Raw genomic sequence first — 12,089 nt, 5'->3', positions numbered from 1 at the left:
GCCGATACATTAATAAATAGGCTCTACTCCTTTTCTTATAAAATCTCCCACATCATCAATTTAGTGAAAATTGATAGTGTAGCAACAAACTGGCTATCCAATCCTGGGCAACCTCTTCGCCACTTGTAATGGCATTTACTTCTCTTCCAAAACCGGCGGTAATGCCAATTTGAGAGGAAGAATTTTTAATAGGAAAGAAATACCCGGTTTCCAACCATGGTTGTAGCACGAGGATATAGGTTGTCCCGGATATGGGAATTGTATTGGAGTCTTCCCAATCTATCCACAGGTTCCAAGCATCTAAATGCAGGCCCGCCACCATTTTTCCTTTGGAAAATGGAAAATGGCGGCGATACCCAAAAGACCCCCCAAAACCCGAACCTTCTTCATGATCGTTTTCATTGCTGAAATCTTGACGGTCGGTAAAATTTCCACCCAAGCGAAATAATAAGGAAGAATTTTCTGAAATGTAACGTTCCAAATTAATGGTAGGTATTACACCAGCAGGATATAATTGGACTGATATGCCTAGATCTGTGCTTTTAACGGGGTTGCCGTTTGCCAGATTCTGCGCATTGGAAACGGGGGTGCAAAGGAGAAATCCTATGATAATTATAGTAATTGGTGCTATTTTCATATTACATCATTTTTAATCGTGCTTCTAGTTTACCATTGGCCCTGAGCATGGCTGTTCCGTCTCTATAACTTAAATAAAAGTGCCCTTTCTTCTTGTTTATCTTACTGACCTCGTAAAGCATTTTCCAATGCCGAATGATTTCGTGCCAAGCATGAAACAATGAATGTTTGGGATCATATATGTGTGTAGGCTCGCTACCGGCTCCATTTATTTCAATAATACTGAAGTTTTCACCCTTTGACAATTCATCCAATGAGGAATGAAGAATATCCAATCTACCATAATAAAATCCTGGAATCTGGGTACAGATTGAGTCTATGATATACAATAGGTTTTCATTTGCTTTATCAGAGGCATCAATGAATTTTGCTCCTCTGGTGTGACTGCCGTATGGCACAAGAATAAATTTTTCATTTTTAGGTAGTGTTTTATTCAATTGGAGGCCATACATTTTTTTCAAGGCTGCCAGTTGCAAATGACTCCTTGGATTTTGTTTTATCAATTGCAGTATGGAATCTTTACCATTGCCTGTTACTGATAAAAACTCTTTGGATACGATACCCGTTATTCTACCCTTATTTTCATTTGGATAGCGCACATAAAATATTCCAACTTCATTTGGGAAACCTATAAATTCTTGAACCAAAAAATCGTCTGAGTTTCTTTGTATATAGGATTGGAGCCCGTTTTTGTCTTTTATTTTTTCTACGCCGAAGGCCTTCATCCCGATATCTGGCTTTACAATCAATGGAAAACGTAGATTTTCGAGCAGCATGGTCTCTAAAATTTCATTTACTGAAGCATTCCGTTCTATCAGGATGGTTTTTGGAATATATTCCGATGGAATCAAATCATAAATCTCTTTTTTGGATTCCATGGCCATGCCCCCATTCTTAATGGATGGATTGGCAGCACTGAAAAAGAAAAACGAACGCGCCTTGATCGCGTAATACAGCCATACAGGAAAAATGGGATAATAGATAGCCTCTAGCGACCAATACTCCCAATGCATCAATTTATAGAATCGTAATTTCAAGTTTTCCATTATCATTGCTTAAACATATAATTTTATACAACTTGTTGTGGTTTTCTCAGCATCATTGAGTAAATCGATATGGGATAAGCCCAACTCTTCCTCATTGAACACCGCTTGTGTAATGCTGACCGTTTTTAGACCATCACTGCGATCGATTACAAAACCGTTCTCAAAATCGTTGTCATGGCCCATGTGGAAATCAACGATACTATTTTCATTGATCCACTTTTTTTCCCTTAGAAACGCGTTGAACAAATGTTCACGTTCCCGAGTGGCCTTTTCGCCGTAAAGTGTGACTGAAGACCAAATATAATTTTCATTTATATCCAAGTTCTTCCAGTGTTTTGACTTTCCGTCCCATCGCATTTCCAAAAGGCGTGTTCCATCAAATAGAATAAGGGTAAACGGTTCTATTCGTAACAGATCCATATTAAAAAAATAAACATCTGGTTGGTCGCTACTGATTATTTCTAACAATACCAGGCCCCTACTCATTCTATATTTCCCAAAAGGGGTATGTTTTTGAAATGCACCATTCAGTAAGACAACCGCCACGCCATCTTCTCTTATGGCAAACCAAGTACCCCCTGCTTTTGGGTCTTTCGGGTAGATAATCCTATAATTGTTTATGATTTCTTCTTGAGGGCGAAAAGCAATAGGTCTCGAAGTGTGTTCATCACGATTTGACGTAATGATACAACCGGTATCACTCGATATGTAGCTTACTGTACACATTCGCTTCTGTATTGCATGGTTGATGGCGCCACACCAAATGACTCTGGCAATTGAATATCGGAAAATTGGTTGATCGCCACTTTAATCAAAGCCTGATGGTGTATGGTGTGTTCCAAATTGTACAGTACTTCCCGGAAGTAATTCGATTGTATTTTTTCCTCGGCACCATTTAATTCAAGATATATCAGTAGTTTTCTTTTAGGTTGCTCAAGAGTATTTTGTATCCGTTGAAGCCTGTCAACTGCAAAATGCACGTCTTGCTCAATGCGTTTGTCCCTTTTTCGTTTGTCATAACTGACTACTGCCGGTGTGTATCCATCTAACAGACATTGATATAATTCTATAATATGCCTTGAATGTTGGCCTATTGTTGCACCTCCAAGGTTTAAACATGGCCTTGTATAACAATCTCCAGGAAGTTTCAGAAGTACTTCCTTGAATTGTTCTATTGTTTGGATTGAAGACTTGAACATCATTATTGAATGATTAGTTTTAAATGATTTTTATAGAGTTGGAATAGTAGATAAAATGCAAATCCCAGATAAAGGCATCCCATCATAAATGCAATAAAATAGCTGTATTCATGATAGTTTTGAAATATGTACTTGCCGGCGAAAACGAATATCATAAGTCCTCCAATCGAACCCATACCGATTCCAGTAATGTATGAAGTATACATACCTGGTTTATGGTCGAGCCTATTCCTTGCTATCAGAACACTGTTCCATGCTGTCCAGAATGGAATATGCATTGGATTTAGGATACTCAATAAAAGTCCTAATAAAATTGAGGACCTTAACATTGGAAATAAATTACTCTCGGCCTGAATGACCTGATCATCGTTCAAAGAAGTAAAACTTGAAACTGACAAATACATGAGTAATGCAATTGCAATTGGTAAAAGATAAAAGAACACCTTGTTTCCCAAATCAATTTTCTTTGAATAGGTCAATGTTATTCTAACCACAACCAACTCAACAAAGACAACGGCAAGGGCAAACAGTATAGCTTCACTTACATTTTGAAACCCTGCAATATGAAACGCTGTCATATTTAAGGTGCCAAAGGGAAGTGATCCCAAAAAACTAATCACTAAACCAATCAGGAATATTCTTAGTAGTCTGCCCATGCCATTGTTATTCTATTTAAATTGGATTATTGATCTATTCTTGTTGGTATATCGCTTTTACGGTAACTGCTATCTCCTTTGCTATATTGGTAGAGGGTTTTCCACCGGAAAAAGTGATACCATAATCTCCAAGTGCCAAGTTCATTTTTGTATTAAGGGAGACCTTGCCGTCTTTGACCGTAATGGTCGCCTTTTCATTGATCGGATTTGTTTTGTCCTTGATAGTTAGGTTACCGGTAATGTCGGCTTCGTAGCTGCCGTCTTTGGTGAAATCAACACTTGCCAGATCGGATATCTTCCCCGTAAACTTTGCCTTGGGGTACTTTTTGGTGTCCAAAAATTTACTACTGTTATAATGTTTTTGCATCAAGGCTTTATCGAACTCAAAACTTTGCATGGGTACCGAATAGACAATATCGCCTGTTGTTGGGTTAAGTGTACTTACGACCTTATAGTTATTGGCCGTAATATCTTCCACGGCAGTATGTGAAAAGAAGCTTATATGAGCATCTTTACTGATCAATTTGCTGGCAGAAGGTTTAAAAGCTGTTAACGTAAATACAGCTATTGCGATAACTGCTACTGATAATTTGTTCATCTTATTCATATTTAATTGTTAGTACTTGTTTTATTGATCTTCATTCAATTTTATTCATTGACTACATCACATTTTTCCATAATGACATCTTCATACATATCAAGGTCGGCATCAAAGCCTGCACCCGAACGTATTACACCTTTAATGGTTACCGTCTGACCGATTGTTAATTCTTTTGTGCTGCCATTGGTCGCTTCGGTAAATGTGCAACTGACCCCTGCTTTGTCTGAGGTGTCTTTAAGTAAAATCACTTTTTGATTATTCTGGTCCTCACTTATGGTACAAATCTTTCCGGTGACCGCTAAGATTTTTGAATCCCCTTCTTCCTCTAGGTATTTTTCATTCGCAATCGTGGCATCTACTAGGTACTCCTTTACAATTTCCGAGGAAGAGATACTGTAATCCGTTTTAGCTTCCTGAATGTTACGATGTGGCATATTAAATAGGTAATATACCACACCTGAAACACCAACCAGTAATAAAACCAAAACACCAACTATAATTTTAATCTTCTTTTTTTTCATGAACGGTTATACTATTTTATCAAATAGACGCTCAACCAATTAATCCTGACATCAAGGCCCAAAAATTTATTCGATTTTATCCGGATTCCAGCTAGGAATGAGTACGTTTATAAAATGTTGAACTGCCCGGCAAAGGGATTGTTGCCTTATAATTGAGGTATAAGGGGTAGAAATGGAGTTTTAAAAGGAACTTTTTTTTTAAAGCCCAAATACGATTGGACGGTCTTTGGATTTTGCTATGCTAAAGGAACCATTTCAGGATATAGCAAAGCTTTTTGTTATCGAACTATGAAATAATAATGCAGCGATAACATCTTTTTTTGGAGGTGATCAATAATTAATCCATGAAAGTATTGAATCTTTTAAGCGACTTTATCGTCAGGTTTTTTAATTCAACCCAATTGTAGTACATTAACATATGAAAGCAATAATTGAAGAATGGTTCCACGAATATTCGGATGACCTTTATGGCTGGGCATATCATAAAACATCTTCAAAGGAAGTTGCTGAAGATCTCGTCCAGGAAACTTTCTTGTCTGCGGTAAAAGGTTTGAAAAAATTTCAAAATAAAAGCAATCCGAAAACTTGGTTATTCGCAATTTTGAACAATAAAATTATTGACCATTATCGCAAAAAGGCAAAGTCCGCTGCTGTGAATAATGAGCGATTGGAACATAAATACACCAATACAACGGACTCTTTTTTCGATTCAAACCAAAATTGGAAAGTCTCGGGAAGTGAAGTTGCTTGGGAGGAAGAAGTTCATCTTTTGGACAACAGTGAATTTAAGAAAACCTTGGATCAATGTGTCGATAAGCTTCCTGATAATTGGCGCTTGGCGGTAGTATCAAAATATCTTACCGATAAAACCACCGATCAAATCTGTCAGGAAATGAATGTGAATGTGTCTAATTATTGGCAGATCGTGCATCGATCGAAATTAATGCTGAAAAAATGTATCGACAACAATTGGAAACATTGAATCCTGAGGGGTTCTCAATTTCTATTTAGGTCAAATGAATTGGTTATGAAAACAATTAAAAGAATTTTGGGCAGCTTAACATTTTCCTGTATGAGGATTACTGAAATGGTGGAATCAAAAGAGGACACCGAATTATCTTTTACGGAAAGGATAAAATATAGGACGCACTTGGCCTTTTGTAAAACATGTCGATCATATGAAAAACAATCCGCTCTGATAGATCGTGCTCTTTCGCGATTGATGTCTTCAACCCCAAAAAATTCTGAACCCATGGACGACGCTGCCAAGAAAAAAATCTTGGACAAAATAAAACGAAACGAAAACTAATTCTTTTCGTTTAAGCCCCAGTCGTATTTCTTATAGCTAAATATTGCTTTTAGGTCTATTTTAACCTCGGTATATGGATTGATAAATTGTATTAATTCACCATTTTTGAAATCGTCTTTATACCACTTGAAAATCCGTGACAGCTCTAATTTATGAGTACTGATGCTATTATTATCCGAATTGATAAAAGCAATCGTAACTTTTTCCAATTGTTCCTCCAGTTTTTCCAGAGTAAAAGCCTCGTTTAATAATGTGGGGCAAGAAGCCGAGGCACAATTGATGGCAAAATGAATCCTAGGCTCGTTCATTTTTCTGAGGATGCTGTGTTCCAGTGCACCAAGTGAAAGTTCCTTTTCCCCTATTTTGATAAAATCCTTAGTCCAGGGTCCATCAATATCCTTAATGCTTTTTAAGGGATAATTTCTCAAAATCAAATCTACAGTATGGGCGTTGTACAGATTAATGTAATAGGCCAGTTGTTCCTGTACCGACCAATCGTTTGTAGGAACCTGTTTTGAAAGTGCCTTCAGGTAATCGTCCAATTTGCTTTTGTCCCGCGAAAATCCTTTGTAGTCTACCTGTCCTTCATCGGTAACATACTTCTTTAATAATGCCGTCCATTCGGAGTGATCTATACTTGTAGCCGAAATTACTGGGGTATAAGCTAAACTCCCGTTTACTATTTTGGTAGGCAGTCCCTTAGCATTGAGCCCCGCCAGCGATAGTAGGCCGAACCGATTGTTCAAGTAAAAAAATGCGACCAAAAGCACGGCCCCACTTAGAATTGCTATTTTTTTCATCGGTATATGAATTTTAGTTTTCAATGTTTTTCCTCCTTTCTCTTTAAAGAGACGATGAAAACACGAATCCTGACAATATTGTAAATTTTTTTCCTCCCTAGTGGATATAGCAATGGATCATTATTGAATTACTTCATAATAATTGTCAGGATATCCTTTTGAGGTGTCTATCAATATGTGACGATATTATAAACCATATATCTAAGAGACATTTTTGAAAGACCTAGAAGTTTGGGGTAACCATCTACCTTAATGTACAATGTATTGCCCCTCTTTTAGGCACCAATAAGACATTCAACTCCAGATTTTAAAATAAAATTGTCAGGATGTCATTTGAATGCGTCTATTCATTCATACAACAAATATTTACCTAATAAAAAAACACATGAACACTAAAATCACAAAATCGTTGGTTGCCGGAATCGCAGCAACCGTAGTAATGACAATCGTTATGACGATCGCCCCCATGATGGGAATGCCAAAAATGAGTCCACCAGCTATGATGGCGGGTATGATGGGCATGCCCATCGTCGTAGGATGGATCATGCACTTTATAATCGGGATTATTTTTGCTGCATCCTACATCTACCTATTCCAGCCAAACGTCAAGATTGCCAGCAAGTTGTTCAAAGGAATACTCTTCGGAATCGCTATTTTCATTTTTGCACAAATCGCTATGGCAATTATGGGCGCGATGGCTGGGGGAATGCCAGAACCCGAAGGGTCCATGATTCCGATGATTATTGGTGGAGTTATGGGCCATGTTATTTTCGGTATCGTTGTCGCGCTTATGGCCAAAGAACCGAAAATAGCCTAAAAAAACTTTTCACCATATCCAAACCGACCAATGAGTACCTATATTAAAAATAGCCATACTGATTCCCCAAAGATCAATACTGCCCAAATGATCGAGGTGGACCGATTGATGATGGACGAATACCACATCGGACTGATCCAAATGATGGAAAACGCCGGGCGCTGTTTGGCCATACTGGTCAAAGAACGTTTTTTCGATGGGGACGTAGAAGGCAAGAACATTGTAATACTGGCCGGTACCGGCGGCAATGGGGGTGGCGCATTGGTCGCGGCAAGGCGCTTGCACAATTGGGGTGCCAAAGTACAAGTATATACCACAGCGGAAGAAGAGAGGTTTACCCCAATACCTCTGCACCAATATCGGATTTTAAAGCGAATGGGAGTTTCCATCTCATTGGCGGAGCCCTTGCCCGAAAGGGAAAATATCGATGCCGTTCTTGATGGGATCATTGGGTATAGCCTAAAGGGAAATCCGCATGGTATTGCGGCAGCTATGATCCATTGGGCGAATTCCCAAAAAGTACCCATCGTTGCCTTGGATACCCCTTCGGGATTGGATCTCACAACCGGAGAATTTTACGAACCCATTATTAAGGCCTCCGCTACGTTGACGCTCGCCTTGCCCAAAAAGGGCCTGTTCGCCTGCGAGACAAAAAAAGTAGTGGGCGAATTGTATGTGGGTGATATTAGTGTACCCCAAGAACTCTACCAAGAAAAAGGTCTTGGGCTGAAACCAACGAATATCTTCCGATACTCGGATATCATACGCTTGTATTAATCCTATTGTTTTAGTAACCATCAGGCATAAACAAATGCCGGTACAGCAAAATAAAAACCATCACTTATAAAAAATGTTCAATGCAACATATCCAGACGTATCGCAGTACAGCCATTATCTTACTATCGCTATTTACCTTTTACACCCCCCTTTTCTCCCAAGAATCCAAGGAGGCCCACACCGATTCCGAAAAAGGGATTTCCCTGTCGATTTATATTACGGCGAATACGGGGGCATTGAAACCCGCAAATCTTGAAATGCTACAAAAAATTTCCAAGTCAAATGGTACTGAAAAAGAATCTGCCCTGTTGCTACTTGGCAATGCTTTCCCTAAACAGCTCGATTCCTCCGATAAAGGAAATAAGGTCGCGCAAGCCGCCTTGGAAAAACAATTCCAAGCCGTGAACAGTTTCTCGGGAAGGGTTATCACAACACCGGGGAAATCGGAATGGGGATATAAAGGTTTCAAAGGCGTCGACGAACTGGAAAAGATTATCCAAAGAAAAACGAAAGCCTCGTTTTATCCCAATGATGGCTGTCCATTTAAAAAAGAGGAACTGAATGATCAGGTCGATTTGATCGCCATCGATTCGCAATGGTTTTTGGAGGATAGAAACAACTATCCTTATATGAACGAGGAATGTGAAGTGAACAATGAAAGTTTATTTTTTCTGATGTTTCAAGACCTTTTAAAAAAATCGCAGGACAAAATCAAGATAGTCGCGTTACATCATCCGGTTTATACCAATACAAAACACGGATTGATAGCCAGCACGGCCGGTTTTGACCTTGAGGATTTCCAAAATAATCAATATCGAAAACTACGAAACAGGTTAACTACGATTGCCCGGCAATCGAAGGATGTGCTTTTTGTTTCCGGGCACGATAAGAACCTTCAATATTTGAATTCCTTCGGTGTCCCACAAATAATAAGCGGTGCATCCGGCAGCACCGAGAAGGTAAAAAAAGCTTACAAAGGCGATTTTACTTCCGACGAACAGGGGTATGCCCGTTTAGATATTTATGCCGGGGGAAAGGTAAAGGTCAATTACTTTTCCGTTGAAAATGAATCCCCGACTCCCTTGTTTTCAGCTACGGTACTCCATGAAGATAAAGAACCGGTCACCTATAATTTTAAGGATGAAGGAAGTTTCGGACCCACCCAAAGCGCTTCGATCTATAATGAGGCCGATACGCAAAAGGGAGGTTTTTATAAAAGGTTTTGGGGAAAGCATTACCGTAAATTCTACGGGCAACAGGTAGCAGCCCCCGTGGTTTTTCTTGACACCTTGATGGGCGGGCTAACACCGGTCAAGCGTGGTGGCGGACAACAGACTAGATCGTTGCGATTAGAGGACCATAATGGCAGGGAATACGTAATGCGTGCCCTCAAGAAAAGTACCACACAATTTTTACAGGCGAACGTATCACAGGATGCTTATATCGGCAACACTCTTGATGATACCGCTATCGACCATACCCTGTTCGATTTTTATACGACCGCAAATCCCTATACCCCATTTGCAATAGGGGCACTTTCCGAAGCAGTGGGGGTTCTCCATACCAACCCAAAGCTCATGTATATTCCGAAGCAACAATCGTTGGGCGAATATAATGATGATTACGGTGATGAGCTGTATCTGTTCGAAGAACACGTAGGGGATACCCAGACCCATTTGGAAAGTTTTGGCGGTCCGATTGATATTCTGGACACTTCCGATGTTTTTGAGGAAATTACAAAATCGGGAAAGTCGGTCGTTGATGAGCCGTCCTACATTAGGGCAAGGCTCTTCGATATGCTGATCGGCGATTGGGACAGGCACCAAGATCAATGGCGATGGGCGCTTTATAGGAATGCCGATGGAACCGAATTTTGCAAACCTATCCCACGAGACAGGGACCAGGCATTTTCCAAATTCGATGGATTCTTGGTCGGATTTCTAACCAGGGTGATTCCCGAACTGCGAAAAATGCAAAGCTATGACGACGATATCAGAAGCATAAAGTGGTTGGCTACTACCCCCTACCCTTTGGATATCAGTTTTATAAAAAATTCGGATTGGGAGGAATGGGAAAAACAGGCAAAGCATCTGCAAGACAACCTTACCGATGTGGACATTGAGGATGCCTTTGCCAAAATACCCAATGAGATCAAGGGTAAGACAATCGATGATATTAAGTATAAATTGAAGGGAAGGCGCAGTAATATTGTGGAGATCGCCCGTAGATACTACGAATACCTAAACCGATTCGCGGTGGTAACCGGTACACAAAAGGACGATGATTTTGTGATTACCCGTCACCAAGATGGTACGACGACCATAAAAGTACAGCGAAAGGATATAGAAATCCTTAATCGCAGCTTCAATCATAAAACGACCAAGGAGATTTGGATCTATGGGTTGAACGGAAACGATTCTTTTATCACAGAAGGTAAAGGCCCTTCTCCGATAAAGATCAGAATCATGGGTGGAGAGAAAAATGACACCTATGATTTTAAGAACACCCGAAAAGTGAAGCTATATGATTACAAGGGCAAGAAGAACACCATCGTAAACAAAAAGTCCAAAAAGTGGTTGGTCGATGATTTTGGGGTCAATGCTTTTGACCCTACGAAAGTAAAACATAGTACCAATCAGATCCTTCCGATTATTGCAATAAATCCCGATAATGGGTTGCGCCTAGGTGCACTTCACAACTACACGTATTATGGCGTTCAGGCTAATCCCTTTACGCAAAAACATAGCACTAGCGTGTCGTACTACACGGCAACTGGCGGTTATGATTTAAGTTATAAAGGGGAATATTCCAATTTTTTTCACCATTGGAATTTTGGGGTGGAAGGTCTGTACACGAGTCCGAATTTTGCCCAGAACTTTTTCGGGTTTGGCAACGAGACCGATTATAATAAAGAAGAAGTTGATCTCGATTTCAATCGCGTACGCATCGGAAAGTGGCAAGCGGCTGTGGCATTGCTTTGGGAAGGGCGTAGTGGTGGTTCCTTTTACATAAAACCTTTGATAGAATCGTTCGATGTGGAAAATACCGAAGATAGGTTCGTGAACACCCTTGCTACCGATAATCCCATATTTGATAGACAGACATATGGAGGATTGGAAATGGCCTATGGGTATAAGAACATTGATAAGCCCGCCTATCCGACCTTGGGAATGGATCTTGGAATTACTGCAGGCTACAAGACAAATATCGATGGAGGCAATGCCAATAATAGTTTTACCTATGTGCAACCACATATCGGCATAGACCATAAGTTGTCAAAAAGTGGAGCTATTGTGCTGGCCACCCATATCGGGGGCAAAGCCATCTTAAGCGATCATTTTGAATTTTATCATGCGGCCAATCTTGGCGGAAATAACAGTTTACGCGGGTTTCGCAACGAACGTTTTACCGGTAAATATTCGCTCTTCCAGAATATTGATCTGCGATTTGGCTTAGGGAGTATAAAAACCAGTATTGTTCCGCTACGCTACGGTATCACTGGAAGTTTTGACTACGGCCGGGTTTGGATCACCAATGACACGTCGGACAAGTGGCACAATAGTACAGGAGGTTCCATCTGGCTTAGTGGACTAGGCGCTATTACCGCAAACATCGGCTATTTTAATAGTTCGGATGGGGGAAGGATGGTCTTTGTACTCGGGTTTACCTTTTAAAATTGATGAAACCAGTAAAAAATACCCTAAATTATAAATCAATTAAATAGTTA

At 39.9% G+C, this 12,089-nt stretch carries 13 protein-coding genes; 5 read left to right on the top strand and 8 right to left on the bottom strand.

The genetic code is table 11. The annotated features are described in order from the left end of the window. Positions 1 to 55 precede the first annotated feature (55 nt). The 7 genes from LX92_RS19695 to LX92_RS19665 are packed head-to-tail and all read right to left on the bottom strand — an operon-like array spanning position 56 to position 4,659. Positions 56 to 637 carry a hypothetical protein gene (locus LX92_RS19695; protein ID WP_109654297.1) on the bottom strand — a complete coding sequence of 194 codons (582 nt, stop codon included), beginning with the start codon at positions 635 to 637 and terminating at the stop codon, positions 56 to 58. Position 638: 1 nt separating this feature from the next. Next, positions 639 to 1,682 (bottom strand): ATP-grasp domain-containing protein, encoded by a 1,044-nt coding sequence (locus LX92_RS19690; protein WP_109654295.1) that lies wholly within the window; start codon positions 1,680 to 1,682, stop codon positions 639 to 641. A 9-nt stretch (positions 1,683 to 1,691) separates the two neighbouring features. Further along, positions 1,692 to 2,408 (bottom strand): NRDE family protein, encoded by a 717-nt coding sequence (locus tag LX92_RS19685; RefSeq protein ID WP_109654293.1) that lies wholly within the window; start codon positions 2,406 to 2,408, stop codon positions 1,692 to 1,694. Continuing rightward, complete coding sequence (locus LX92_RS19680; RefSeq protein WP_109654291.1) at positions 2,396 to 2,884, bottom strand: hypothetical protein; 489 nt, start codon at positions 2,882 to 2,884, stop codon at positions 2,396 to 2,398. The genes LX92_RS19685 and LX92_RS19680 overlap by 13 nt, the downstream gene beginning before the upstream one ends. Then, entirely contained in the window at positions 2,884 to 3,537 is a 654-nt protein-coding gene (locus tag LX92_RS19675) for a LysE family transporter (RefSeq protein WP_109654289.1), read from the bottom strand. The genes LX92_RS19680 and LX92_RS19675 overlap by 1 nt, the downstream gene beginning before the upstream one ends. Positions 3,538 to 3,571: 34 nt before the next feature. Beyond that, positions 3,572 to 4,135, bottom strand: a complete 564-nt coding sequence (locus LX92_RS19670; protein WP_109654454.1) for a YceI family protein — start codon at positions 4,133 to 4,135, stop codon at positions 3,572 to 3,574. Between the two features lie 50 nt (positions 4,136 to 4,185). Next, positions 4,186 to 4,659, bottom strand: a complete 474-nt coding sequence (locus tag LX92_RS19665; protein ID WP_109654287.1) for an OB-fold protein — start codon at positions 4,657 to 4,659, stop codon at positions 4,186 to 4,188. A gap of 418 nt (positions 4,660 to 5,077) precedes the next feature. Here LX92_RS19665 and LX92_RS19660 point away from each other — a divergent pair, with 418 nt between their 5' ends. Both LX92_RS19660 and LX92_RS19655 read left to right on the top strand, forming a co-directional pair. Further along, complete coding sequence (locus LX92_RS19660) at positions 5,078 to 5,641, top strand: RNA polymerase sigma factor (protein WP_109654285.1); 564 nt, start codon at positions 5,078 to 5,080, stop codon at positions 5,639 to 5,641. 45 nt (positions 5,642 to 5,686) lie between these two features. Continuing rightward, the gene (locus LX92_RS19655) at positions 5,687 to 5,968 is read left to right on the top strand and encodes a cupin domain-containing protein (protein ID WP_146197877.1); all 282 of its coding nucleotides are present in this window, start codon (positions 5,687 to 5,689) and stop codon (positions 5,966 to 5,968) included. On the opposite strand, the gene LX92_RS19650 is transcribed toward LX92_RS19655, so the two are convergent. Then, on the bottom strand, positions 5,965 to 6,768 hold the full coding sequence (locus LX92_RS19650) for a DUF547 domain-containing protein (RefSeq protein ID WP_109654281.1): 804 nt from the start codon (positions 6,766 to 6,768) through the stop codon (positions 5,965 to 5,967). The two genes, LX92_RS19655 and LX92_RS19650, sit on opposite strands and share 4 nt — an antisense overlap. 385 nt (positions 6,769 to 7,153) lie before the next feature. Between LX92_RS19650 and LX92_RS19645 the strand changes: the two genes are divergently transcribed. The 3 genes from LX92_RS19645 (at position 7,154) to LX92_RS19635 (ending at position 12,036) form a co-directional block, all read left to right on the top strand. Beyond that, the gene (locus LX92_RS19645) at positions 7,154 to 7,585 is read left to right on the top strand and encodes a DUF6789 family protein (protein WP_146197876.1); all 432 of its coding nucleotides are present in this window, start codon (positions 7,154 to 7,156) and stop codon (positions 7,583 to 7,585) included. 30 nt (positions 7,586 to 7,615) lie between these two features. Next, the gene (locus tag LX92_RS19640; protein WP_109654276.1) at positions 7,616 to 8,362 is read left to right on the top strand and encodes an NAD(P)H-hydrate epimerase; all 747 of its coding nucleotides are present in this window, start codon (positions 7,616 to 7,618) and stop codon (positions 8,360 to 8,362) included. Between the two features lie 80 nt (positions 8,363 to 8,442). Beyond that, positions 8,443 to 12,036, top strand: a complete 3,594-nt coding sequence (locus tag LX92_RS19635) for a metallophosphoesterase family protein (protein ID WP_109654274.1) — start codon at positions 8,443 to 8,445, stop codon at positions 12,034 to 12,036. The last annotated feature ends 53 nt before the right edge of the window (positions 12,037 to 12,089 follow it).

This window comes from Maribacter polysiphoniae, from assembly GCF_003148665.1.
GTDB classification, from domain to species: Bacteria; Bacteroidota; Bacteroidia; order Flavobacteriales; family Flavobacteriaceae; genus Maribacter_A; species Maribacter_A polysiphoniae.
This window is presented reverse-complemented; position numbering and strand designations above follow the sequence as displayed.

Excerpts from the sequence above, each read along its gene's own strand:
- LX92_RS19680 (WP_109654291.1), bottom strand. The coding sequence starts at position 2,884 with ATGATGTTCAAGTCTTCAATCCAAACAATAGAACAATTCAAGGAAGTA.
- LX92_RS19650 (WP_109654281.1), bottom strand. The coding sequence starts at position 6,768 with ATGAAAAAAATAGCAATTCTAAGTGGGGCCGTGCTTTTGGTCGCATTT.
- LX92_RS19685 (WP_109654293.1), bottom strand. The coding sequence starts at position 2,408 with ATGTGTACAGTAAGCTACATATCGAGTGATACCGGTTGTATCATTACG.
- LX92_RS19640 (WP_109654276.1), top strand. The coding sequence starts at position 7,616 with ATGAGTACCTATATTAAAAATAGCCATACTGATTCCCCAAAGATCAAT.
- LX92_RS19655 (WP_146197877.1), top strand. The coding sequence starts at position 5,687 with ATGAAAACAATTAAAAGAATTTTGGGCAGCTTAACATTTTCCTGTATG.
- LX92_RS19675 (WP_109654289.1), bottom strand. The coding sequence starts at position 3,537 with ATGGGCAGACTACTAAGAATATTCCTGATTGGTTTAGTGATTAGTTTT.
- LX92_RS19665 (WP_109654287.1), bottom strand. The coding sequence starts at position 4,659 with ATGAAAAAAAAGAAGATTAAAATTATAGTTGGTGTTTTGGTTTTATTA.
- LX92_RS19690 (WP_109654295.1), bottom strand. The coding sequence starts at position 1,682 with ATGGAAAACTTGAAATTACGATTCTATAAATTGATGCATTGGGAGTAT.
- LX92_RS19660 (WP_109654285.1), top strand. The coding sequence starts at position 5,078 with ATGAAAGCAATAATTGAAGAATGGTTCCACGAATATTCGGATGACCTT.
- LX92_RS19635 (WP_109654274.1), top strand. The coding sequence starts at position 8,443 with ATGCAACATATCCAGACGTATCGCAGTACAGCCATTATCTTACTATCG.
- LX92_RS19695 (WP_109654297.1), bottom strand. The coding sequence starts at position 637 with ATGAAAATAGCACCAATTACTATAATTATCATAGGATTTCTCCTTTGC.
- LX92_RS19645 (WP_146197876.1), top strand. The coding sequence starts at position 7,154 with ATGAACACTAAAATCACAAAATCGTTGGTTGCCGGAATCGCAGCAACC.
- LX92_RS19670 (WP_109654454.1), bottom strand. The coding sequence starts at position 4,135 with ATGAACAAATTATCAGTAGCAGTTATCGCAATAGCTGTATTTACGTTA.